Source organism: Acinetobacter lwoffii (genome assembly GCF_024129115.1).
GTDB classification, from domain to species: Bacteria; Pseudomonadota; Gammaproteobacteria; order Pseudomonadales; family Moraxellaceae; genus Acinetobacter; species Acinetobacter lwoffii_T.
The window spans coordinates 70,227-93,489 of record NZ_JAMXXO010000004.1 but is presented as its reverse complement, the minus strand read 5'-3'; the positions used below and the strand labels follow the sequence as shown (position 1 = coordinate 93,489).

The window sequence follows — 23,263 nt, the reverse complement described above, 5'->3', positions numbered from 1 at the left end:
TAATCAAATTGAAGCGAATCTTGTTATGGCGTTACCGGTGCTGTTGCTGGCTCTGCAACCGGAGCAGGTGTTGAGCTTTGCAGAATTTGCCAAACATTCCAGCGGCCATTTTTCTCAATTTCCTGAATCAGGCGGTCAGCCACTTCAGCTTCTTGCGGATATTTCACCTTATAGTTCGCCAAGGTTTGAGTGGCATTTTTCTTCTGTTCCAATGCAATATAATTATTGGCTGCAGAAAGATAAGCCTCCTGAACGCCAGCTTTCATGGCTTTGTCCAGATAAGCGATGGCTTCACGTTGACCACCGCCTTCAGACAGACCAAAACCAAACCAGAAGTTGACCTCAGGATCATCTGGATTAATTTTGAGAATACGCTGGGCATAGGTCAGGGAATTGGTGGTATAAACTGAACCCAGATCCAGGTTACGTGCCATCACGCTGGCTTTAAAAGCACGCATCAACACATCAAAAGAGGCATTTGGACGGGCTGCTAAAGTATCCAGTTGTCGGGTGACTTCACGTAGTTTGGCTTCAAAACCACGGCGTTCCTGACGATCGCTGAAACGTGGTGGATAATGACGTGCCTTACCTTCGACCATTTGCAGGAAATCGTCAATTTCGGTGATATCGATTTCATTTGAATTGGCAAGTGCTGCATAACGCATTGCACGTGTATTGCTATCTACCACTGGAATAATCAGTTTATTCACATCCAGGGTCAGTTGCTTGGATGGATCATTAGGATCCGTCACCACCATCTTGGTTACAGGCTGGGCCGCAGCCTTTTTCAAATGCACTTCAAATTCAGGTGGTTCATTATAATTGAATGGATTTAAAGCATAAAATGGTGGGCTCAGTTCAGGCTCTACAAAAACCACTTGGTCCACAGGTTTCTCAGCAGATTTCTGAGGAGTGGTGGAACACGCAGTAATTGTGAATGCTAAGCAAGCAAGTGCCAAGGGCTTAAAGGTCATAATAGTCATCCATTCTGTTATTTTTAAAACATCTATTCAAAAATTGCATGATCGTCAGTCTATGAAAACTATAACGATCATGCAAGTAAACCCGTGTTACAGAGTGAAGTGTGATATTCAGGCCTTGGATTGGCTGGTTTGCGCTTCACATTCACGGCGCGCTTCTTCCAGAATCTCTAACTCTTTTTTGCTCAAAGGCTGGCCATCCTGTTGCTGCTTGTTAAAGGTCGGATCTAACAAAGAAAGACGATTGCACAAGTTGTTCATGCGTTTTTCATTTTGCTGAATGCGATCCAGCAGAATCCGCATACCTTCTAAAATCGGATCAGACTGGTCTTCAGTCGCGGCATAGGGCTGGAAACCGATACTTTCGGCATAGTCACGACGACGGGCTTCAGCATCATCTTTGGGTTTGTCTTTGGTGATAAAACGTGCCGGGTTGCCCACAGCTGTGGCGTTCTCAGGAACCGCTTTGGTGACGACCGCATTAGAACCGACTTTGGCATTTTTACCCACGGTAAATGGCCCTAGAATCTTGGCACCAGCACCGACCACCACGCCATCTTCTAGGGTCGGATGACGTTTACCTTTATTCCAGGTCGTTCCACCCAAAGTCACGCCGTGATAAAGCGTCACGTCATCGCCAATTTCAGCAGTTTCGCCAATTACGACACCCATACCGTGATCGATAAAGAAACGGCGGCCAATTTTTGCGCCGGGATGAATTTCAATGCCGGTGGCAAAGCGGCTAAACGAAGACAACGCACGCGCAGTTCCTTTACAGTCTTTGTTCCATAGCTCATGTGCCATGCGATGCATGATCAGCGCATGAATGCCAGGATAAGTGGTTAAGACTTCTAAGGTATTGCGTGCTGCAGGATCGCGCGCAAAGACAGCTTGTATATCTTCTTTGAGCTGTTTTAGCATTAGATTTGATCCTCGTCCTGTGATGATGTGTGTGAAGATTTTTTCCAGGTGCCGTTGTTCAATGCCTGAACACGGCTAAAAATACCACGAAGTAAGTGATATTCCATACGATCTAATTGTATACGTCCAAAGAGACGACGCAAGCGTAAAGGCAATAATCTTGGATTTTTTGGGTCCATAAATTCAATTTCTGCCAGCATTTTTTCCAAATGCGGATAGAACTGTTCCATCTGGGCATGATTAACCAAGGGTTCATCCCATTCCATTTCAATGCCATCAATGACTTGCATGGTCGCTTTAGCATCACGTGGCTGTTCAATTTGACTCATCGTTGCCATGCGCATCTCATAGCAGATCACCTGAATCGCCTGAGCTACATTCAGTACGCCATAGTCCGTATTCACAGGAATAGTCAGATGATAATTGGCCATTGCCAATTCTTCATTGGTCAGACCACGGTCTTCACGGCCAAATAGAATCGCAACTTCCTGCTGATCTTGTACCACGGCGGTCATGGCTTTTTCAGCGGCAGGGCGCACATCTAACAACGGCCAGGGAATGGTACGGCTGCGTGCGCTGGTACCGAATACAATCTGGCAGTCTTTAATGGCATCTTCAAGAGTTTCTACAATCTCGATCTGCTCGATCAGGTCAGTGGCACCCGCTGCCAGCGCGTCAATATCCGGATGCGGATAGGTTTTTGGCGCCACCAGAACCAGTTTGGACAGGCCCATGGTTTTCATGGCACGTAAGGCACTGCCGATATTGGCAGGTAAAGTGGTATTGACCATGACAATACGCACATGGGAGAGATGTGCTGAAACAGCAGCATTGTCAATTTGACTCATGAGGATTCCAATTTTAAGGTGTTTTAAAGATCAGGATTTATGAATATTGCGGCTGGGATTCAGCCTGATACAGTTCCAGTGCATCATCCATGCTCATGCCCACAGGCGGCGGAGGAATATCCACCGGCTTGGCCTGTTCATAGGACACGGCTTTGGCAGCTTTGGACTTGACCTGATACTCAATATGCAAGGCTTCTTTACCAAAATAGTCACGCAATTTGGCTAGGAGCTCATCCAGTGGGGCGACTTTCCAGTTGAGACCCAGATGCAGTTCAGTCGTGGCATACGGATAGTCCAGATACAGAATCACCGGAATATGTGCGGACATATCAACATTGCAATAAGGAGTCAGAATCTGCTGCAAGTCCCGGCTCAAGCTCTTGCTGAAATGCTCGGCTGTGAGAGTGATCTTGATGCTATTGGCACGTTTCTGGCGAATTTCATTCAGGCTGAATGCTTTGGTGAGGCGTCCCATCGGACGGTCAAAGCCTTCACGCTCATAGATTTCGCCTTCAATCACCACCACTTTATCGAGCTGGATAATCTCTTTAAAGCGGTTGAAGCGTTCGTGATTGGCTGAAATTTCAATCCGTGCCGTACCATCATCCAGTGTCATCATCATCCGGTTCGGGAAATTGGCAATATCCACCACCAGTCCTGCAAACACGGTGGTCACACCACGGCGTGTTGGCGTCAGCTCATTGATCTGACTAGGCACAAAGGCTTTCAGTTCATTGCGATACACATCAATCGGGTGACCGGTTAAATACAGACCAAGTGTATCTTTTTCACCTTTCAGACGAACTTCATCTGCCCATGGTTTGACTGGCTTAGATGGCTTGCGCTGAACTTCTTCCACTTCGCCAAACAGGTCCATGATGCCGGTTTCACGATTGGAACGTGCCTGTTCCGCAGCTTGAACCGCTTCAGGCAGTTGCGCCATCAGGTCGGCGCGGTCAATGCCTAAGCAATCCAATGCACCTGAACGAATCAGTGCTTCCAGAGTACGCTTATTGATTTTTTTCAGGTCAATACGATGACAGAAATCAAACAAGTCACGGAATGAACCTTCTTGCGCACGCGAGTCAATCACTGACTGCATCGCCGCTTCACCGACGCCTTTGATCGCACCCAGACCATAGACAATGGTTTGCTCATCGATAGCATGGAATTGATACAGCGACATATTCACTGACGGCGGTAAAACTTCCAGATTATTCTTGCGACAGTCATCAATCAGGAATACCACGTTGTCGGTGTTCTGCATCTCCGAGGTCAATACTGCCGACAGGAATTCAGCCGGATAATGCGCTTTCAGCCATGCAGTTTGGTAGGCAACCAAAGCATAGGCAGCCGCATGCGATTTGTTAAAACCATAGCCGGCAAACTTTTCCATATAGTCAAAGATATGGTTGGCCGTAGCTTCATCAATGTCTTTTTTCGATGCACCTTCAATAAAGATCTGGCGCTGTTTGACCATTTCTTCCGGTTTTTTCTTACCCATGGCCCGACGTAACAAGTCCGCGCCACCGAGGGTATAGCCGGCACAATACTGTGCAGCCTGCATTACCTGTTCCTGATACACCATAATCCCGTAGGTGGGTTCTAGTACGCCTTCAAGCAAGGGATGCAGATATTCAAAATCGCCACCATGCATCCGGTGGATAAAGTCAGGAATCAGATCCATCGGGCCTGGACGGTACAGCGATACGAAGGCAATAATTTCTTCAAACTTGCTCGGGCGTGCCTCTTTCAGCATCTTCTTCATTCCCACGGATTCAAACTGGAATACCGCAGTGGTGTTGGCATTGGCAAAGACCAGATATGCGTCTTTATCTTCAAGCGGGATATAAGCAATATCTAAAGGTTTATCCGCTTTGATGCGTTTATTGATATTTTTAACCGCATCTTCAATCACCGTCAGGTTACGCAAACCCAAGAAGTCAAACTTCACCAGACCTGCAGATTCGACATCGTCTTTATCGAACTGTGCCACGCGTCCGGTACCATCGGCATCACACATGACCGCAGAGAAATCGGTAATTTTGGTTGGCGAGATCACCACACCACCGGCGTGTTTACCGGTGTTTCGGGTAATACCTTCCAGTTTCAGTGCCATTTCCCAGATTTCGGCTGCATCGTCATGGTCTGGATTGGATGGATTGGTGACGATATCTTTAAGCTGGGGTTCAGCTTCTAGTGACTCAAGCAGGCTTAGACCTAAAGGCTTGGTCGGAATCATTTTCGAGATACGATCCGCCAAGCCATAAGATTTACCCAAAACGCGGGCAACATCACGAATCGCACCTTTGGCCGCCATAGTGCCGAATGTTGCAATCTGGGAGACCGCATCACGGCCATAGGTACGTGCTACATAGTCAATCACGCGGTCACGGCCTGCGATACAGAAATCGACGTCGAAGTCGGGCATCGAAACACGTTCCGGGTTCAGGAAACGTTCGAACAGCAGTTCATAACGCAGCGGGTCAAGATCGGTAATTTTTAAGCTATAGGCGACCAGTGAACCTGCACCCGAACCACGGCCCGGACCGACCGGAACGCCGTTACTTTTCGACCACTGAATGAAGTCCATCACGATCAGGAAGTAGCCCGGGAATCCCATCGAGTTAATGATGTTAATCTCGTATTCGATACGCTCATCATAAGGCTTGCGGATTTCTGGCCAGTCTTCATCACGTTGTTCAGGCGGATACAGGAAATTCAGGCGTTCTTCCAGACCTTCTTTGGACAAGTGTGCAAAGAAGGTATCAATGGTATGACCTTCAGGAATCGGATAATCAGGCAGGAAGTATTTGCCCAGTTGCAGCGTCACATTACAGCGTTTGGCAATGTGATAGGTGTTCTCAATCGCAGATGGAATATCCGAGAACAGCGCCATCATTTCTTCAGCAGATTTGAAATATTGTTCAGGTGAATAGGTTTTAGGGCGGCGGTTGTCACCAAGCACATAACCATCTGCAATACATACCCGTGCTTCATGCGCTTCATAATCTTCACGGGTCATGAAGTGCACATCATTATGTGCGACCACACCGATATTGTATTTTTTTGCCAGCTTAACGGCTTCCAGAATGAAGTTGTCTTCATCCGGACGATTGGTGCGGGTCAGGGCAAGATAAACACGATTACCAAATTTTTCGACCCATTCTTCCAGCAGCGGTTCGGCTTTTTGCGGATTTGAACTCATCAGCATTTTGCCGACATCGGAATGCATTCCGAGCAGGGCAATCATGTCCTCAGGCTGATTTAAAATCCATTGTTTTTGAACGCAGGGAATATCCAGTTGTTGACCACTGATAAAGCCTTCAGACACCAGTTCAGTCAAGTTGCGCCAGCCGGTATTGGTCATGGCCAATAAGGTCATGCGATGTTCGGCATCATTCAGGCGAATTTCAGAACCCAGAATCGGCTTGATGCCTTTGCTCAGACATTTGCCATAGAACTTGACGGCAGCATGCAGGTTAGAAAGATCCGTGAGCGCAAGGGCAGGCATCTGTTCTTCTTCGGCAGCTTTGACCAAGTCAGGTATCCGTACGATGGATTCAGTAATCGAAAATTCTGTATGAATACCAAGATGAACAAAGTGCATAGATGAGTCCCTGCTAAAACCATTGAATAGTTTAACATGGGATTTATTGTTTCAGTTTGAAATTGAGGGGAAATGGCTAACTTTTAGGTCAAGTTTGAATTTGATTTTTTAAGCTGATTATTTAGTTAGTTGTTAGAAGATATTTTCTTTTACTTTTGACGGGACAAAAGTAACAAAATCCCTTTGTTGATCTGATGGCACTTCCATGTGCCACAAATCAACGGGCGACTTCCTGTCGCCGTGGCACGTATCAAATAGTTGCAGGACTTTACTTTGAAATAATGAGAAAGGGATCGTAAGTATTAAAAACAATAAAACCCTCTTTTTAGAGGGCCTTATTCATACATAAAAACTAGCTTAACGAAGTCGGGATAACCAGTCACCGAGGCTTTGTACAATCTGCACTAGAATCAGTAATACAATTACCGTCATGATGACTACAGAGGTATCAAAACGCTGATAACCATAAGAAATCGCTAAGTCACCAATACCACCCGCACCGACAGCACCGGCCATTGCCGTTGCACCAATCAAACTGATGGTAGCAGTAGTCAAGTTTAGAATCAGGGAACTACGCGCTTCCGGCAGAATAAACTTAAATATAATCTGCATTGGCGTCGCGCCCATGGCTTGGGCAGATTCGATAATACCTTCATTCACTTCAAGCAAAGATGTTTCAATCAGGCGACCAATGTATGGGCCGACATAAATGGTCAATGGAACAATTGCTGCCCAGGTCCCAATCGATGTGCCGACAATTAACTTGGTCAGTGGAATCACCGCAATCAGCAAGATAATAAATGGCAATGAACGTAGCGCATTCACAATCGGATTGAGACCGTGATAAATCACACGATTCGGCAGAATCCCATTCGGACGGGTCACCAGTAGAGTAATCGCCTGAATGAAGCCCCAGATACAGCCAAACAGCATCGCGAAGAACACCATATGAAAGGTTTCTTGTAGCGCTGTCACGAACTGATCTATCGACAGGGAGCTTTTCCAGAACGGCGCAGTGATCGTCGTCAGCCACTGTACAATCAAATCTCTCATGCCTGTACTCCCGCCTGATCGACTTGTACGCCGTGTTGTTCAAGGAATTGTATGGCTACCTGAATTTCTTGTGCATCACCCAGTAGCTGAATAAACATCTGGCCAATCACCGTGCCATTAATTTCTGTCATATTGGCAAATAGAATATTTAAACTGATATCAAACTGTTTAATTACCGCTTGAATCACGGTTTCCTGTGCCGAACTGCCGAGGAATTTCAGGCAATAAATACTGTTGTGATTCTGGTTTTCCAGATTATTCAGAATGTTTATCGGCAAATGTTGCTGAAGCACGGTTTGAATGAAATTCTTGGTGGTCGGGTGCTGTGGCTGACTAAATATTTGTAAGGTACTGCCGGTCTCAATTACATCACCTTTTTCCATCACGGCAACATAATCACACACAGTTTCAATCACATCCATTTCATGGGTGACCATGACAATGGTAATACCTTGTTCTTTATTAATTTTTTTAAGTAGCTGTAGAACGGATTTGGTGGTTTGCGGATCAAGTGCAGAAGTCGCTTCATCACAGAGTAAAATTTTTGGATGATTGGCAAGGGCACGAGCAATACCGACACGCTGCTTTTGACCGCCAGACAATTCATCTGGAAAAGCATGACGTTTATGTTTCAGGTCAATAAAGTCTAATAATTCTTCGAGGCGCTTTTCCCGTTCTGCCTTGCTCCAGCCTAGGAGTTTCATGGGCATTTCGATATTGGCTGCCACGGTTTTGGTTTGCATTAAATTGAAATGCTGGAAAATCATCCCGATGCTGGCACGTTCTTGACGCAATGCTTTGGCATCCAGTTCGGTAAAATCTGTTCCGTTAATGATAATCCGGCCTGAGCTTGGGCGCTCAAGCAGGTTGATCAGACGGATGAGGGTGCTTTTACCGGCACCACTATAACCGATGATGCCAAAAATACTGCCGGTTGGAATCTGAAGATTAATCTGATTCAAGGCATGCAAGGTTTGACCCTTAAGCTCATACTGTTTTGAAATATCTTTAAATTCAATCATAGTGTCAAAAACTGCATCACGGATAAAAAAACAGGCAAGAAATCGTCCTTGCCTGTTCTAAAAGTCTATTATAGTACTATTTTGATTCAGTTAAATACGTCACAGGTTTGTTTACCGCAACTTTCGTACCACCAAAATGTTCATCAACATATGCTTTTACTGCTGGCGTATGATACAACGCACCCACTTTTTGCAGGACTGGATCGTTTTGACGGTCTGCTGCAACAGCTAATACGTTGACATTCATTTTTGTGCTTTGATCGATTGGCTCATAGTAAATCGCATCTTTCAATACGTTTAAACCACCTTCCATTGCCAGGGTATTGCCCAGCACAATCGCATCAACTTCATCTTTTACACGTACTGCAGTCGCCATTTGAATTGGCTTAATCACGATCTGTTTTGCATTTTCGGTCACATCAGAAGTTGTACCTTTGACATTGTCAAAACCAGCTTTTAATTTAACTAGGCCTGCTGATTGTAAAAGTAATAATGCACGTGATTCGTTTGCGCCGTCGTTAGGAATAGCAATGGTTGCACCAGTTTTAAACTCGTTTAAAGATTTCACTTTGCTTGAGTAAATACCCATTGGCTCTAAATAAGTGGTAGATAGAGGTACAATTTTGGCTGTGTTGGCATCGTTGTAAGCCACCATATAGGCATAAGACTGGAATGCATTCACATCAATTTCTTTGTTGGCTACTGCCGTGTTCATTGACACATAGTCAGTAAAATTTTTCACATCAAGTTTGATACCGGCTGCTTTGGTTTCAGGCAGGGTCGCGATATAACGCCATACGTCTGCATCTGAACCGGTCGAAGCCATAGTTACAGTTTGAAGACCATTAGCATCTTTGCTTTGCGCTGCATCAGTGGCAGGCGCTTCTTGTTTACCACACCCAGTTAAAGTCAATACAGAGGCACTTAAGATAACGCCAAGTAACTTTTTCATGAAATTGTCCTAATTCTATTCTTGCCTAAAGTATAAGCATTTTTAAATCGTGTTAAATAAGAGTTTTATTACGATCTAAGTAGGTGGCTTGATCATTGCTGAGGAGGGCTTGAGATCGGAAGATGCAAGCGTGCAGCAACAGTTCTGGTGAACTTGATCAAGTCAGAGGCAGCCCAAATCTGATGTACTTGATCTATTTTGGAGAGAAAATAGATATTTTATAAGTACATGCCAAGGTTTGAGTGCTCTGAAGTTGCGGATATCATAGCAATAAATCTATATTCGATATACTGGATAAAAAAGCCTTGCTTATCTCTTTAGTCGAATATAAAAAAAAGATCTTTTAAACAAAATGTTAATTAAAACAATATATTATTTATATTGAAAATATAGTTTTAATGGATGTGTTTAAATAGTGATCTTTATAAGATTTTGTAAGATAGAAATATAAAAAATGCATATAGATAAATATAAAAAAATATCTGATTTTTTGGGAAATGAAGAAAATTCGATCATTAACGAGATAAATCTTTCCTTTATATTAACTAAGCGAGTCAGTATCTGATCTTGGTTTCCTCAGGTCATGATACTGCAAGCTTGTTTTAACAAAAGGGAATATACAGATAATCCGAACGCTGTTTTTCATAGAGTACGTGTCTACACAAGATATGATCGGCAGGTACAAGCGGATGATCAAACTCTCCCACTTTTTCTAAGCCAATGTTTTGCATGACACGTTCTGATGGCGTGTTAATGCATGCAGTAAAAGAAATGACTTTCTCTAGACGCAGGGTTCTAAAGGCATATTTCAGTACTGCTTTTGCTCCTTCAGTCGCATAGCCTTGGTTCCAATATTGCGGTAGCAAGCGCCAGCCAATTTCAGGTGCATCTGCCATTTCAAATTCAGATGGATGCACGTGTAAGCCAATAAAACCGATGAATTCGCCTGTAGCTTTGAGTTCTACGGCAAAGAGTCCCCATCCACGTGTTTCTATGGCAGTACGAATACGTTCAAGAAATGCAGTTGCTTCAGTCGCATCGATTTTTTTAGGGAAGTAGCGCATGACCTCGTCATCTGCACACATTTGGATAAATGGCGCAGTGTCGGAGTCTTGCCATTGGCGCAGGATCAGGCGAGGGGTTTGAAGGTGAATAGTCATTAGGTATCTTAATTTGGTTACGATTTTTTAGTTTCGTTTAGGGATTTGCTCTTTAAACTCATTAAACTGTTTCGTTTTATAGTCCAAAGATATTATATCCTCGACTACGTCTAAAAATGTTTTTACCATTTCCTCTTCAGGTCTAAAGCCTCTATGGTTAGAAGCATTTCCACCCTCAATAATCGTATTTAATATTTCATATTGTGTCTTACTAATATGTTTGTCATCCAACATTTTTTTTAGTTTTGTTTCAAACCCACCTTTATCGCCTACCTTTTTTACTAAGTATCTATCTACTAGAGTTCGAATTCCCGAAAGAGCTAAAATAAATAATCCTTGTTCATAAGCTTGAACGATTTCAAAGAAGAGCAACATATCATCTTTAGGTAGATTGAAAGACCATTTTTTCTCTAGCAATAAGGAGCTATTGAATCTAGGAAAGCTCATACTCTTTACATGGTAAGAATCAGATTTACCTGAAGTTTCTAAATCAGATTTAATCGAAGTGACTTTTTGTTTAAGATCCAAATCGATCTCTTTTATATGAAATGAATCTATATGTAAGGAGGGTGCATTGCATTTTTGGCATTGGGTAAATTGATAAGCATCGATGCTATAAGTCCATATAGATTTCGCTTGATTATTAGTTATATTTTTTGAAAAGCCTTCAATAGCTCTCGGATAGATTTTCAAATTTAATCTATTTTGTGGAGTATCGTGCTTACATTCCCAGCAGTATTTCCAAATATGCATATATTTAACATCTTATTTTAGTGATGTGGAAAAGAGTAAATTATTTATAGGCGTATGAATAGTTGTGTAGATTGTATAAGCAAATAAAAAACCCCGAACGAATCGGGGTTTTATATTTAATCTAAATTTAGATTAAGCATTTTCACGTGCAATCGCACGGTAACCAATATCTTTACGGTATTGAACGCCGTCGAATGTCACTTTTTTGCAAAGTTCTAAAGCTTTTGCTTGTGCTTCACCAATGGTATTACCCAGTGCAGTCACGCAAAGTACACGACCACCAGCAGTCACGATCTCACCATTTTCATTGGCTTTAGTACCTGCATGGAACACTTTCGCATCTGCCATTTCAGTGTCTAAACCTGAAATCACATCACCATTGCTAGACGTTTCAGGGTAGCCACGTGACGCAAGTACGATACCGACAGTCTTGCGCTCATCCCATTCAGCTTCCGTAGGTAAGTTACCAGCAATACCAGCTTCAACCAAATCAACTAAAGATGATTTTAAACGCATCATGATTGGTTGAGTTTCAGGGTCACCAAAACGGCAGTTAAACTCGATCACTTTAGGTTGACCTTGTTCATCAATCATCAAGCCTGCGTATAAGAAACCTGTGTAAACATGACCATCTGCTTTCATGCCGTCAACAGTCGGACGCATCACTTCTTTCATGGTTTTTTCAAATACGTCAGCCGTCACAACAGGAGCAGGAGAGTAAGCACCCATACCGCCAGTGTTCGGACCTTGGTCGCCTTCAAAAATACGTTTATGGTCTTGAGAAGTTGCCATCGGCAAGATGTTGTCGCCATCAATCATACAAATGAAAGATGCTTCTTCACCCGCAAGGAATTCTTCGATCACAACGCGAGAACCTGCATCGCCAAACTTGTTACCTGCAAGCATGTCATCAATTGCTGCAAATGCTTCTTGATTGGTCATGGCAACGATTACGCCTTTACCTGCAGCAAGACCATCGGCTTTGATCACGATTGGCGCGCCATTTTTCTCTACAAATGCTTTAGCGGCATCTACTTCAGTAAACACGTCATAGAAAGCAGTTGGAATGTTGTGACGTTTTAAGAAGTGCTTGGCAAAAGCTTTAGAGCCTTCAAGCTGTGCAGCAAACTGCGTTGGACCCCAAATTTTTACACCAGCTGCACGGCAAGCATCAACCACACCATTCACAAGTGGTGCTTCAGGGCCGACAATGACAAGTTCAACTGCATTGCTTTTTGCAAAGTCGATAATCGCAGCATTGTCTAAAATATTTAAGGCAACATTTTCGCATTTATTTTCTGTTGCAGTACCTGCATTACCCGGTGCTACAAATACTTTTGCGACTTTATCATCTTGCGCGATTTTCCATGCAAGTGCATGTTCACGACCACCATTACCCAAAACTAAAATATTCATTAAAAAAAATCCTTCTGAAATAGAATCCCCCTAAATCCCCCTTTGATAAAAGGGGGACTCCCTTCGCTCTACTATGATATAGAAAACCCTCCTTTATTAAGGAGGGCTAGGGAGGATTTAAAATTAATTAGTGACGGAAGTGACGCATACCAGTGAACACCATTGCAATACCAGCTTCGTCAGCCGCAGCAATCGTTTCTTCATCACGCATAGAACCACCCGGTTGGATAATGCATTTGATACCCGCTTTCGCAGCGTTATCAATACCATCACGGAATGGGAAGAATGCGTCAGATGCCATTACCGCACCTTCAACTACTAAGCCAGCATGTTCAGCTTTGATTGCAGCAATACGAGCTGAGTTTACACGGCTCATTTGGCCAGCGCCGACACCAATGGTTTGACGGTTTTTAGCATACACAATCGCGTTAGATTTTACGTATTTCGCTACTTTCCAAGCGAAGATCATGTCATCGATTTCTTGTTCAGTCGGCGCACGTTTGGTGACTACTTTAAGATCATCTTTAGTGATCATGCCCAAGTCTTGATCTTGAACTAACAAACCACCGTTTACGCGTTTGTAGTCAAGTTGCGATTGACGCGCATCGATTGCTGGAAGTTCGCCACATACAAGTACGCGTACGTTTTTCTTCGCGCCTGTTACTTCAAGAACGCCTTCAGCAACGCTCGGTGCAATGATCACTTCAACGAATTGACGATCTACAATCGCTTGTGCAGTTGCAACGTCTAATTCACGGTTGAATGCAATGATGCCACCGAAAGCAGATTCAGGATCTGTTGCATACGCAAGATCATAAGCTGCTTGAATACCGTCTAAAGATACTGCAACGCCACATGGGTTAGCGTGTTTAACGATCACACAAGCAGGCTTCGCAAATGATTTCACACATTCAAGTGCTGCATCAGTATCTGCGATGTTGTTATAAGAGAGTTCTTTACCTTGAAGCTGTTTCGCTGTTGAAACAGAAGCTTCAGTCGCTGTGTCTTCTACATAGAATGCAGCAGCTTGATGCGGGTTCTCACCGTAACGAAGGTCTTGAACTTTGTTCAATTGAGTATTGAAAGTACGTGCAAATTTGTCTGCCTGACCTTCTTCTTTACCTACGCGAGCGCCTAAGTAAGATGCGATCATGCCGTCATATTGAGCAGTATGTTCAAATGCTTTTACTGCTAGGTCAAAACGAGTTGCATGAGATAAAGCACCCTCAGCTTTAAGCTCGGCAACGACAGTTGCATAGTCAGAAGCATTTACGATGATACCTACAGATGCATGGTTTTTTGCTGCAGCACGAACCATGGTAGGACCACCGATGTCGATGTTTTCGATAGCATCAGCAAGTGAACAGTTTGGTTTGGCTACCGTTGCAGCAAATGGATAAAGGTTTACAACGACTAAATCAATAGCATCAATGTTGTGTTCAGCCATCACAGCTTCGTCTAGACCACGACGAGCCAGGATACCCCCATGAATTTTTGGATGTAGTGTTTTTACACGGCCGTCCATCATCTCTGGAAAACCTGTATGCTCCGAAACTTCAACTACAGCCACATTATTGTCTTTCAACAATTTGTAGGTACCACCTGTAGATAAAATTTCTACCCCTAGAGCAGCAAGTTCTTGTGCAAATTCAACAATACCAGTCTTGTCAGACACAGAGATTAAAGCGCGTTTAATAGTCATGATCTTCGTCACAGTTTTCAAGGAACAGAATAAAACAAAATCAGCAATTTACAGGTTAAAAAAAATGCCTGCGGAAGCCGCAAGCATTTTATCATTTATTCACTCATTAAACCGTGAGCTTTTAACTTTTTACGTAAAGTACCACGGTTGAGTCCGAGGATCTCGGCAGCACGTGTTTGGTTACCACGTGTATATTCTAGAACTACAGATAGAAGAGGTTTCTCCATTTCTGCTAGCACCATGTCGTATACCTGAGATGGTTGCTCGCCCTGCAGTTGTGCAAAATAGTGGCGAACTGCGCGATCTACGTGGATACGTAAAGCAACATCAGATTGTGCAGTAAAAATAGGAGATTTGCTATTCATGCGAATTAATCCGAAAAACAAATATCACTTGGGTAAAGTGATATATAAAAGTGGTCTAGAAATTGAAATGAACTCCATTTTAGATCCTAAAACGGAAGTTCTAAAACTTAGTCATTACATTGAGCCTGTAGCTTGACACATCTCTGCGATTTGGTCGAAAAATAAGCGTAACAATAGTTAAAGTTTTGTTACTGACCAAAATCAAAACAAAAAAATCTGCACGATACGCAATAAATTTTATAGCGCATTAGGCAAGACTGTATTTGTTGTGAAAAAGTCGCGAGGAGTTGCAGCACATAGCTTTCGTGGCGCGTATCATACCATTGTCTAAGCAAAAGTGAGCAAGAAAACTGCATTTTTTTTAACTTTTTTTAATTTTTTAATGCTTTCTCAGTAGATTAGGGGCGAATTATTTCCAAAGTATAGCGATCAAAGCTTTTGCGATCGACTGGAAGCTTAAATTTGAATTTAAACGGGCTGTTTTTCGGAATGCGCTGAATATTGACTAAACTTTCAATCAAGTACTCTTCGGAGGACAGGTTATAAGTTGCAATCACTTCACCGCGATGTTCCAGATTGATTCTTAAAATTGGTAAAGCCAGACTACGGTCATGAAAATTAATCAGCTCACCGCTAAACTCAGCTTCATTATTACCGGTTGCCTTGATTTTGACTTTATTAACCTGAATTAGTGTGTAGTATTTTTCCAGATTGGAACAATTAAACACTTCACAAGCACTGTTAAAGGCCAGACTCATGACGTGACTGTTTTTGATGTATTGCGGATTGAACCAAAAAAATTGAAACAGCAGCAGGCTAAACAGCGACAGATTAAGTAAACTCCAGCCTATATAGTACATTGGCCCGCGTTTGGTTTGTTTTTCTGCCTGATCTTCCCAATTCATGCTCGGCAGGACTGAAATCGGCTCGGTACTGAAATAATTCAGGTTATTTAAATAGGTTTCCAAGTCAATATTGGAATGTTCAACTTTTTGATCAAAAATCTGTAGCAGGCTATGACGATGGTGCTGCTGATCCGTGTGATAAACACCTGAGTTATTTTGAGCATTAGTTTTGCTGAATTCGCTGGAGTTTGATTGAGCGTGAGACATTGAGGCAGTGACCGAATTCCGGGTTTCGGTCACCAAATGCGATAAGGCATTAAATGAGGTGGTACATTTAGGACAGCAAACCATTCCCTGCGCAACGGTGAGTTGAGCAACTGTGACCTTATAGGTGGTGGAACAGGTAGGGCAATGGGTTCTTTTGTCACTCATGGATTATTTATAGGCTCATTCGTTCTTATGGCGTTTACCCGAGATACGGCACCAGTGCTCATCTCGTTTTTCTACCTCTAATATATCAAAATAATTTGAGTAAATGCTAGTAACATCAGCAACTTGCTCTTCAATAACACCCGCAAGTGCGAACTGTCCCTCAGATTTAATTAAAGTTGCGAACTCAGGAGCCAGCATCATTAGTGGTGCCGCCAGAATATTGGCAACAAATACGTCAGCTTTGGTATTGCCGAGTTCATCTCTAAATTCTTCTGGCAGTCCGACATAAAGCTTGTCCAGTACGCCATTCAGTTCAGCGTTTTGCTGAGTCGCCAGTACAGCTTGTGGATCGATATCCGTGGCATATGCTTTTTTCGCACCTAATAAGAGTGCAGCTACCGCGAGAATGCCTGAGCCACAGCCATAATCGATGACAATTTTATCTTTCACATCAATCTTGCCGAGCCATTGTAAGCACAGGAAAGTTGAAGCGTGGTTGCCTGTTCCGAAAGCCAGCCCTGGATCAAGCTTGATGTTTACCGCATCGGCATCAGGTGCTTCCATCCATTCGGGTACGATCCAGTATTTATCAGCAATCTGAATTGGCTCATAGGCATCCATCCAGGTGCGTTCCCAAGCCTGATCTTCAATCAGTTCATGACGGATCGGAGCATCTGGCATTTGTGCACGAATAAAGGTTTCTAGTGCGGTAACATCAATTTCTTCGCCTTCTTCCTGCGCATAAATACCGGTCACAATCACTTTATTCCAGAGTGGTGTTTCACCTGGAAGTGGTTCCAGCAAATCCTGGTTTTCAGCATCATCCAAAGTCACACTCACTGCGCCTAGCGAGCTGAGTAATGTCTCAGTAAAATCAACCTGAGCCTGTTCAACCGTAATATGAATTTGTAACCACTTCACAGAAATAACCTTTATACATTTTTCAAAAAGCTATTGTAACGGAAGTTCAGACTCAACGCTGCTATCTTCTTGATCCATTCCCAAAATAAAAAGGATGCCTGAGGCATCCTTTGAACAGTTCCAGAGCTTATCTAATCCAGATTCGTTAAAGGTGTTTGCGCCGGGAGTGGTGCAAGCCGGTTCAACAGACTGCCAAAAATTGCAGCAAAGATATACATAAAGATAGAATAAACCGCGGCTGGCATCGCCACAGCAGCACTGCCAATCACGGTCAGGGCAATGGTCATGGCGAGGGTGCTGTTATGAATGCCAATTTCAAATGCACTGGCACGGGCTTGAGCGCTATTAATATTCAGTAGTCGCGGAATCAGATAACCAATACTCAGGCTCAGGATGCAGAACAAGGCAGTCGCCAGACCCACCTGGGTCAAGTATTCACCGATATTGCTGCGCTCTTTGATGAGTGTGGCAATAATAATCAGCACCAAAAAGCCAATCGAAAAAATCCGCAGCGGCCGATTCAGTTTTGCTGTCACGCCTGGTGCATAGCGCCGAATCAGCATGCCAATTCCCACCGGAATCAGGATGATCGCGAAAACTTGCAGAATCTTGCCGAATTGCAGTCCAACTTGCTGGCTATCCTGCATAAAATGCATGATCGAAAAATTAATAATCAAAGGTAGGGTAATCGCTGCAATGACTGAGTTGATAGCAGTCAGCGTGATATTGAGGGCTAAGTCACCTTTAAACAGGTAGCTAAACAGGTTGGCCGTTGCACCCCCTGGCGAAGCCGCCAGGAGCATCAACCCGACTGAGAGTAATGGAGTTAAAGCGAATAGCTTGCAGAGTAAAAAGGCAATGCCAACCAGAATAACCAGTTGACAGAACAATGCTATAAATACGGCTTTGGGGTGGCGAGTGACACGCCTAAAGTCCCGAGGCGTCAGTTCAAGGCCCAGTCCCATCATGATGATTGCAAGTGCCAGCGGCAGTAATATCGTTATAAGGCCAGAATCCATCTGTATGCTCCTTGTCGAAAATTGTTTTAATACTTCTGATTTTCTTTGGAAAAGCATACAGCCTTATAGCAGAATCAGCCAAATAAATTACAAATCTGATAAACGACTTTTATTGCTATACACCACTTGCTGGCGACTAATCAGCACACCGAAAATAGTGGCGAAACTGTACATGAAAATTGTATAAATGCCTGCAGGAATAGCCATCGTGACATTATTTAAGACCGATATCGCAATCGTCAGCGCAATGGCAGTGTTATGAATGCCAATTTCAAAGGTACAGGCGCGTGCCATTTTCTCTGGGATACCCATGAGTAAAGGAATGCAATAGCCAATAAACAGGCTGGAAAAACATAAAATCGCAGTTGCTGCACCAATATTGGCAAAGTATTCGACCAAATTCGAACGTTCTCTGAAAATGGCGAATATCAATAGGATGGTTAGAAAACCGATAGAGAGTAAGCGCATGGGCCTGCTGACAGTAATTGACAGGTTTGGAAATTTGGCCCGAAGCAGCATACCCATGATCACGGGAATCAAGGTAATTAAAAAGACCTGCATAATCTTTTCAACTGGAAAAGTCACGTTTGAGTCATGACTCATAAAGTAGTGTAAGGACAGATTGATAATAAAGGGCAGGGTAAAAATAGAGATGATGGTATTAATGGCGGTTAAAGTAATATTCAGTGCCACATCACCTTTATATATGTAGCTAAATAGGTTCGCGGTTGGGCCACCAGGTGAGGCGGCTAGCAACATCAGACCTACAGCAAGCAAAGCGGGCAAGTCCAAAATCAGACAAATAAAAAAAGCAACGCTGGGTAATAGGACTAACTGCGCAAATAAAGTAATAAAAATGACTTTAGGATAGCGACTTAAGCGCAGGAAATCTTTGATAGTGAGTTCTAGCCCCAGCCCCATCATCATAATTGCCAATGTAATTGGCAAAAAAACGCTAAAAAACCCCGAATCCATGAATTTGCCTTTTTATTATGCATTTATAGGTATATTTCCAGTTTAGCCTAGATGAATAAATAAGCAATAAAAAACGGGCAAAATGCAATCACTTTGCCCGTCAAAGCTTTTACTTGAAATCTAAACTATTTAGATATATATCGGCTACATACCTGGCTGGCCTTGCATTGGTGAATCAGGCTGTGCTGGCTGGTTCATCTGATGCTGCATAGGCTGGTTTTGCATATGTGGCTGCATCGGTTGGCTTTGCATCTGAGATTGTCCCTGAGGGCGTGGTGGCATAAAGCCTAATGCACATTTACCTTTGACTTCGGCACCATTGATGGTGGCAGTAGTCGCACCACTGTTGCCGCTACAGGTACTCATGAGTTCGGCTTCATCGCCTTTGATTGAAGCATTTTTGGATGAAGCAAAAAACTGCGGCTCACAGGTACCATTCCAGATAATGCCGCGATAGGCAAAACTGACTTGTGCACCTTGGGATTTGCCTTTACAAACCTGTTGGTACTTTTGTGCATTATAAATGGTTTCTACCTTATCATTCGCTGATGCAGCAAATGGTGCAAAACATAAACCACATAGAACGGTTGAGAGGAAAATATTCTTATTCATCTTTTATACCTTTGTTTGTAATGTAACCAACATATAGATTAAAAAATACGCGAGATTAAACAATGCAAATCGAGTAAATTTCTCAGCTTATATGTTTAATTTATATAGTTCCTCTGCAAAGTTAAATTACAGTGCTTTATTGTTATGCGAGTTAAGTGCGATTTATCTCAGGATAAATTCAACTGAATTTGTCTACTTTAGAGTGAAATTTGCTATAATGCTCAGCTATTCTTTTTTATCTCTCAATTACCACTATGCATTATCCTAAAGTATACGATGTCATTGTTATCGGTGGCGGTCACGCCGGTACGGAAGCGGCTCTGGCTGCAGCGCGTATGGGTCGACAGACTTTACTCTTAACTCATAACATTGAGACTTTAGGGCAGATGAGTTGTAACCCGGCCATCGGTGGTATTGGTAAATCGCATTTGGTGCGTGAAATTGATGCCTTGGGCGGTGCGATGGCACTGGCTGCCGATAAAGGCGGTATTCAATTCCGTATTTTGAACTCGCGTAAAGGTGCTGCAGTACGTGCAACACGTGCGCAGGCGGACCGTGTACGTTATAAAGCGGCTATTCGCGAAACATTAGAAAACCAAGCAAACCTTGATATTTTTCAGCAAGCCGCAGATGACCTGATTGTTGAAGGCGATACTGTTAAAGGTGTGGTTACCCAAATGGGTATCCGTTTTGATGCGAAAACTGTGGTGCTGACAGCAGGTACATTCTTAGGTGGTGTCATCCACGTTGGTCTGGAGAAATCTAGCGGTGGTCGTGCTGGTGATCCGCCATCTATTTCACTTGCACATCGTTTGCGTGAATTAAACTTGCCAGTAGGTCGTTTAAAAACAGGTACACCACCACGTATTGACGCGCGTTCAGTGGATTTCTCTGTGATGACACCACAGCCGGGTGATTTCCCATCTCCGACCATGTCATTCATGGGGGATGTGTCTATGCATCCTGAGCAGGTAAATTGCTATATCACGCATACCAATGAACGCACGCATGAAATCATTCGTGGCGGTTTAGACCGTTCACCGATGTACACGGGTGTGATCGAAGGTGTTGGACCACGTTATTGCCCATCGATTGAAGATAAGATTCACCGTTTTGCCGATAAAGATTCTCACCAAGTCTTCTTGGAGCCTGAAGGCTTGGATACACATGAGCTTTATCCAAATGGTATTTCGACTTCTTTACCGTTCGACGTTCAGTTTGAACTGGTTCGCTCGATCCGTGGTATGGAAAATGCGCACATTCTTCGTCCGGGCTATGCCATTGAATACGATTACTTCAACCCACAAGCGTTGAAATTTACCCTTGAAACCAAAGCAATTAATAACTTGTATTTCGCCGGTCAAATCAACGGTACAACCGGTTATGAAGAAGCGGGTGCGCAGGGTTTGCTTGCAGGCTTGAACGCTGCACGCCGTGCTTGGGATCAGGAGCAATGGACGCCAAAACGTGATGAAGCGTACATGGGCGTACTGGTTGATGACCTGATCACACTCGGTACCAAAGAACCGTACCGCATGTTTACCTCACGTGCCGAATACCGTTTGATGCTGCGTGAAGATAACGCAGATCAGCGTTTAACAGCCATTGGTCGTGAAATGGGTCTGGTGGATGACGTGCGTTGGGCAGTGTACTGTGAGAAAATGGAAGCAGTGGAAAAAGAAACAGGCCGTTTGCAACACTTGTGGGCCGCACCAAATAACCCAATGGGTAAGAAATTCGTTGAGATGACCGGTGCAGACCTGTCTAAAGAATGTTCGGCGATTGATCTTCTAAAACGTCCAAACATTTCATTTGCTCAAATTGCCGAATTAACCAATTCTGAAGTATCCCCATTTGTTGGTGAGCAAATTGAAATTGCAGTGAAATATGCGGGTTATATTAACCGTCAGCATGAAGATGTGGCACAAATGAAACGTCTGGAAGAAACCCGTATTCCTGCAGATTTCGATTATGACATCGTGTCGGGTTTGTCCCGTGAAATTACTCTGAAACTGAAAGATGTTCGTCCTGAAACATTGGCGCAAGCCAGTCGCATTCCGGGTGTAACGCCTGCAGCAGTTCAACTGGTGATGATTACAATTCGTAAGAATGCACAGGCAAAGAAATCTGCTTAAGATTTTGCGCTAGAAAAGTCCGCGTTAAGCGGGCTTTTTATCGGCTTGTAGTTTTGTATAAGTTTTGACTATCGTTGAATTAAAAATAACTACTATTAAATTAAGTTATTGATAAATATATATAATAAATATTATTAAGATGTATTAAGTCTATAAATACAATCTTTTAGGTCTAATTTAGATGATATTTACACATGCTGATGTGCTTAAACCCGACTATTGTCGTGCTATTTCTCTATCAAGATTAGGTTAAGAATAATGCAACGGATCGTCAGACTATCAAACGGTTTGTGAATTATTGATGGAGATCAGTCATGGCACAGTCATACAGCGAAAAAGCCCAAAAAATATTAACGATATTCTTATGTTTCTGGGTCGCATTTTTTGAAGGTTTTGACCTTCAAGCTCCCGGGATTGCGGCGAAAGGAATTGCAGCAAGCTTTGGGTTTAGATCAAATCCAAATGGGCTATGTATTTAGTCTGGGTGTCTTTGGAATGCTGTTTGGCGCATTCTTTGGCGGACGTATTGCAGATTATCTAGGACAAAAGAAAGTCCTAATGCTTTCTGTGACTATTTTTGGTCTGTTCATGTCGTTGACTGCAATTGTGCCAAGCATCGAAGTTTTATATGCAGCGCGTTTCTTTACTGGTTTGGGTTTAGGTGCGGCAATGCCAACCATGATTTCAGTCGTCGGTGATGAAGCAACGGAAGCCAACCGTGGCAAGCTAAATAGTCTGATGTATTGTGGTTTGCCGGTAGGGGCGATCTTTGTTGCCGGTCTGGCCATGTTGCTTCCGGAGATTCAATGGCAAACCTTGTTCCTGATTGGGGGATTAACGCCTTTAGCACTGATTCCATTGATGGCATTTATTCTTAAAGATAAGCCTAAAGTGAATGCGGAAGTACCGGTTTCTGGCGAAGCTGTGCCGGGAATGGCTGAGGTGTTGTTCAAGCAGCGACAGTATAAAAATACAGTGCCTCTTTGGGTTGGCTTCTTTTTTACCTTGATGATCAATTATATTTTGATTAGCTGGTTGCCAAATTTACTTATGGAACAAGGTTTGCAGAAACAGCAGGCATTTTTGGTGATGTTGGTGTTCCAGGTGGGCGCTGTCATTGGAACCCTGAGCCTAGGTTATTTACTGGATCGTTTAAAGCTTTGGCAAATGGCGACCATCATTTATAGTGGCTTGTTTGTTGCCTTGGTATTGTTATTCACCACAACTTCTATTCCGTTATTAATTTTGGCGGGAGTCATGGGTGGCATTTTCTCTACGGGTGGTCAATTTATTCTATATGGGATCTCACCGATTTTTTACTCAGGCGCAGGCAAAGTGACAGGCGTGGGCAGTGCGATCTCTTTAGGGCGTTTAGGGGCGATGACTGGACCATTATTAACTGGAAAAATTCTGGCATTAGGTTTGGGAACGACGGGCATTCTTGTGGCAAGTTTGCCAGCAGTGGTCGTATCGGCAGTAGCTGTCACCGCACTATCACGTTATAAGGCTGCTCATAAGTAATTGATCATTGATATCTGTCAA

Annotated in this window: 18 protein-coding genes and 1 pseudogene; 2 read left to right on the top strand and 17 right to left on the bottom strand. The window is 43.3% G+C overall.

Features of this window, described 5'->3' with window-relative positions; translation table 11 throughout:
- Positions 1–23: 23 nt before the first annotated feature.
- The 17 genes from NI470_RS05675 to NI470_RS05595 all read right to left on the bottom strand — a co-directional run bounded on the left by NI470_RS05675 (position 24) and on the right by NI470_RS05595 (position 19,586).
- Positions 24–974, bottom strand: coding sequence for an ABUW_2363 family tetratricopeptide repeat lipoprotein (locus NI470_RS05675; RefSeq protein ID WP_253147897.1), 951 nt, complete (start codon positions 972–974; stop codon positions 24–26).
- 117 nt (positions 975–1,091) lie between these two features.
- Positions 1,092–1,925 (bottom strand): serine O-acetyltransferase, encoded by an 834-nt coding sequence (cysE, locus tag NI470_RS05670; RefSeq protein WP_228127940.1) that lies wholly within the window; start codon positions 1,923–1,925, stop codon positions 1,092–1,094.
- Positions 1,901–2,749, bottom strand: a complete 849-nt coding sequence (locus NI470_RS05665; RefSeq protein WP_004279927.1) for an RNA methyltransferase — start codon at positions 2,747–2,749, stop codon at positions 1,901–1,903. Before NI470_RS05665 ends, cysE begins: the two co-directional genes overlap by 25 nt.
- Before the next feature lie 37 nt (positions 2,750–2,786).
- Positions 2,787–6,359 carry a DNA polymerase III subunit alpha gene (gene dnaE, locus NI470_RS05660; protein WP_253147898.1) on the bottom strand — a complete coding sequence of 1,191 codons (3,573 nt, stop codon included), beginning with the start codon at positions 6,357–6,359 and terminating at the stop codon, positions 2,787–2,789.
- Positions 6,360–6,716: 357 nt separating this feature from the next.
- On the bottom strand, positions 6,717–7,412 hold the full coding sequence (locus NI470_RS05655) for a methionine ABC transporter permease (protein WP_004279923.1): 696 nt from the start codon (positions 7,410–7,412) through the stop codon (positions 6,717–6,719).
- Positions 7,409–8,434 carry a methionine ABC transporter ATP-binding protein gene (locus NI470_RS05650; RefSeq protein WP_253147899.1) on the bottom strand — a complete coding sequence of 342 codons (1,026 nt, stop codon included), beginning with the start codon at positions 8,432–8,434 and terminating at the stop codon, positions 7,409–7,411. The genes NI470_RS05655 and NI470_RS05650 overlap by 4 nt, the downstream gene beginning before the upstream one ends.
- A gap of 76 nt (positions 8,435–8,510) precedes the next feature.
- Positions 8,511–9,386 carry a MetQ/NlpA family ABC transporter substrate-binding protein gene (locus NI470_RS05645; RefSeq protein WP_005263086.1) on the bottom strand — a complete coding sequence of 292 codons (876 nt, stop codon included), beginning with the start codon at positions 9,384–9,386 and terminating at the stop codon, positions 8,511–8,513.
- Positions 9,387–9,988: 602 nt separating this feature from the next.
- Entirely contained in the window at positions 9,989–10,546 is a 558-nt protein-coding gene (locus NI470_RS05640; RefSeq protein ID WP_253147900.1) for a GNAT family N-acetyltransferase, read from the bottom strand.
- Positions 10,547–10,573: 27 nt separating this feature from the next.
- Positions 10,574–11,299, bottom strand: a complete 726-nt coding sequence (locus NI470_RS05635; protein ID WP_219309566.1) for a DUF4145 domain-containing protein — start codon at positions 11,297–11,299, stop codon at positions 10,574–10,576.
- 132 nt (positions 11,300–11,431) lie between these two features.
- Positions 11,432–12,715, bottom strand: coding sequence for a phosphoribosylamine--glycine ligase (gene purD, locus NI470_RS05630; RefSeq protein ID WP_253147901.1), 1,284 nt, complete (start codon positions 12,713–12,715; stop codon positions 11,432–11,434).
- Positions 12,716–12,842: 127 nt separating this feature from the next.
- The gene (purH, locus tag NI470_RS05625) at positions 12,843–14,417 is read right to left on the bottom strand and encodes a bifunctional phosphoribosylaminoimidazolecarboxamide formyltransferase/IMP cyclohydrolase (RefSeq protein WP_004646700.1); all 1,575 of its coding nucleotides are present in this window, start codon (positions 14,415–14,417) and stop codon (positions 12,843–12,845) included.
- A 95-nt stretch (positions 14,418–14,512) separates the two neighbouring features.
- On the bottom strand, positions 14,513–14,782 hold the full coding sequence (fis, locus tag NI470_RS05620; RefSeq protein WP_001086304.1) for a DNA-binding transcriptional regulator Fis: 270 nt from the start codon (positions 14,780–14,782) through the stop codon (positions 14,513–14,515).
- 398 nt (positions 14,783–15,180) lie between these two features.
- Positions 15,181–16,059, bottom strand: coding sequence for a DUF3426 domain-containing protein (locus NI470_RS05615; RefSeq protein WP_004646701.1), 879 nt, complete (start codon positions 16,057–16,059; stop codon positions 15,181–15,183).
- A gap of 15 nt (positions 16,060–16,074) precedes the next feature.
- Complete coding sequence (gene prmA / locus NI470_RS05610) at positions 16,075–16,980, bottom strand: 50S ribosomal protein L11 methyltransferase (RefSeq protein WP_004646702.1); 906 nt, start codon at positions 16,978–16,980, stop codon at positions 16,075–16,077.
- Positions 16,981–17,111: 131 nt separating this feature from the next.
- Entirely contained in the window at positions 17,112–17,999 is an 888-nt protein-coding gene (locus NI470_RS05605; RefSeq protein ID WP_253147902.1) for a bile acid:sodium symporter family protein, read from the bottom strand.
- A gap of 87 nt (positions 18,000–18,086) precedes the next feature.
- The gene (locus NI470_RS05600; protein WP_224215723.1) at positions 18,087–18,974 is read right to left on the bottom strand and encodes a bile acid:sodium symporter family protein; all 888 of its coding nucleotides are present in this window, start codon (positions 18,972–18,974) and stop codon (positions 18,087–18,089) included.
- 144 nt (positions 18,975–19,118) lie between these two features.
- Positions 19,119–19,586 (bottom strand): hypothetical protein, encoded by a 468-nt coding sequence (locus NI470_RS05595; protein ID WP_004279893.1) that lies wholly within the window; start codon positions 19,584–19,586, stop codon positions 19,119–19,121.
- Between the two features lie 254 nt (positions 19,587–19,840).
- Between NI470_RS05595 and mnmG the strand changes: the two genes are divergently transcribed.
- Both mnmG and mhpT read left to right on the top strand, forming a co-directional pair.
- The gene (gene mnmG, locus NI470_RS05590) at positions 19,841–21,721 is read left to right on the top strand and encodes a tRNA uridine-5-carboxymethylaminomethyl(34) synthesis enzyme MnmG (RefSeq protein ID WP_253147903.1); all 1,881 of its coding nucleotides are present in this window, start codon (positions 19,841–19,843) and stop codon (positions 21,719–21,721) included.
- Positions 21,722–22,035: 314 nt separating this feature from the next.
- Positions 22,036–23,242: pseudogene (gene mhpT / locus NI470_RS05580) on the top strand (3-(3-hydroxy-phenyl)propionate transporter MhpT).
- The last annotated feature ends 21 nt before the right edge of the window (positions 23,243–23,263 follow it).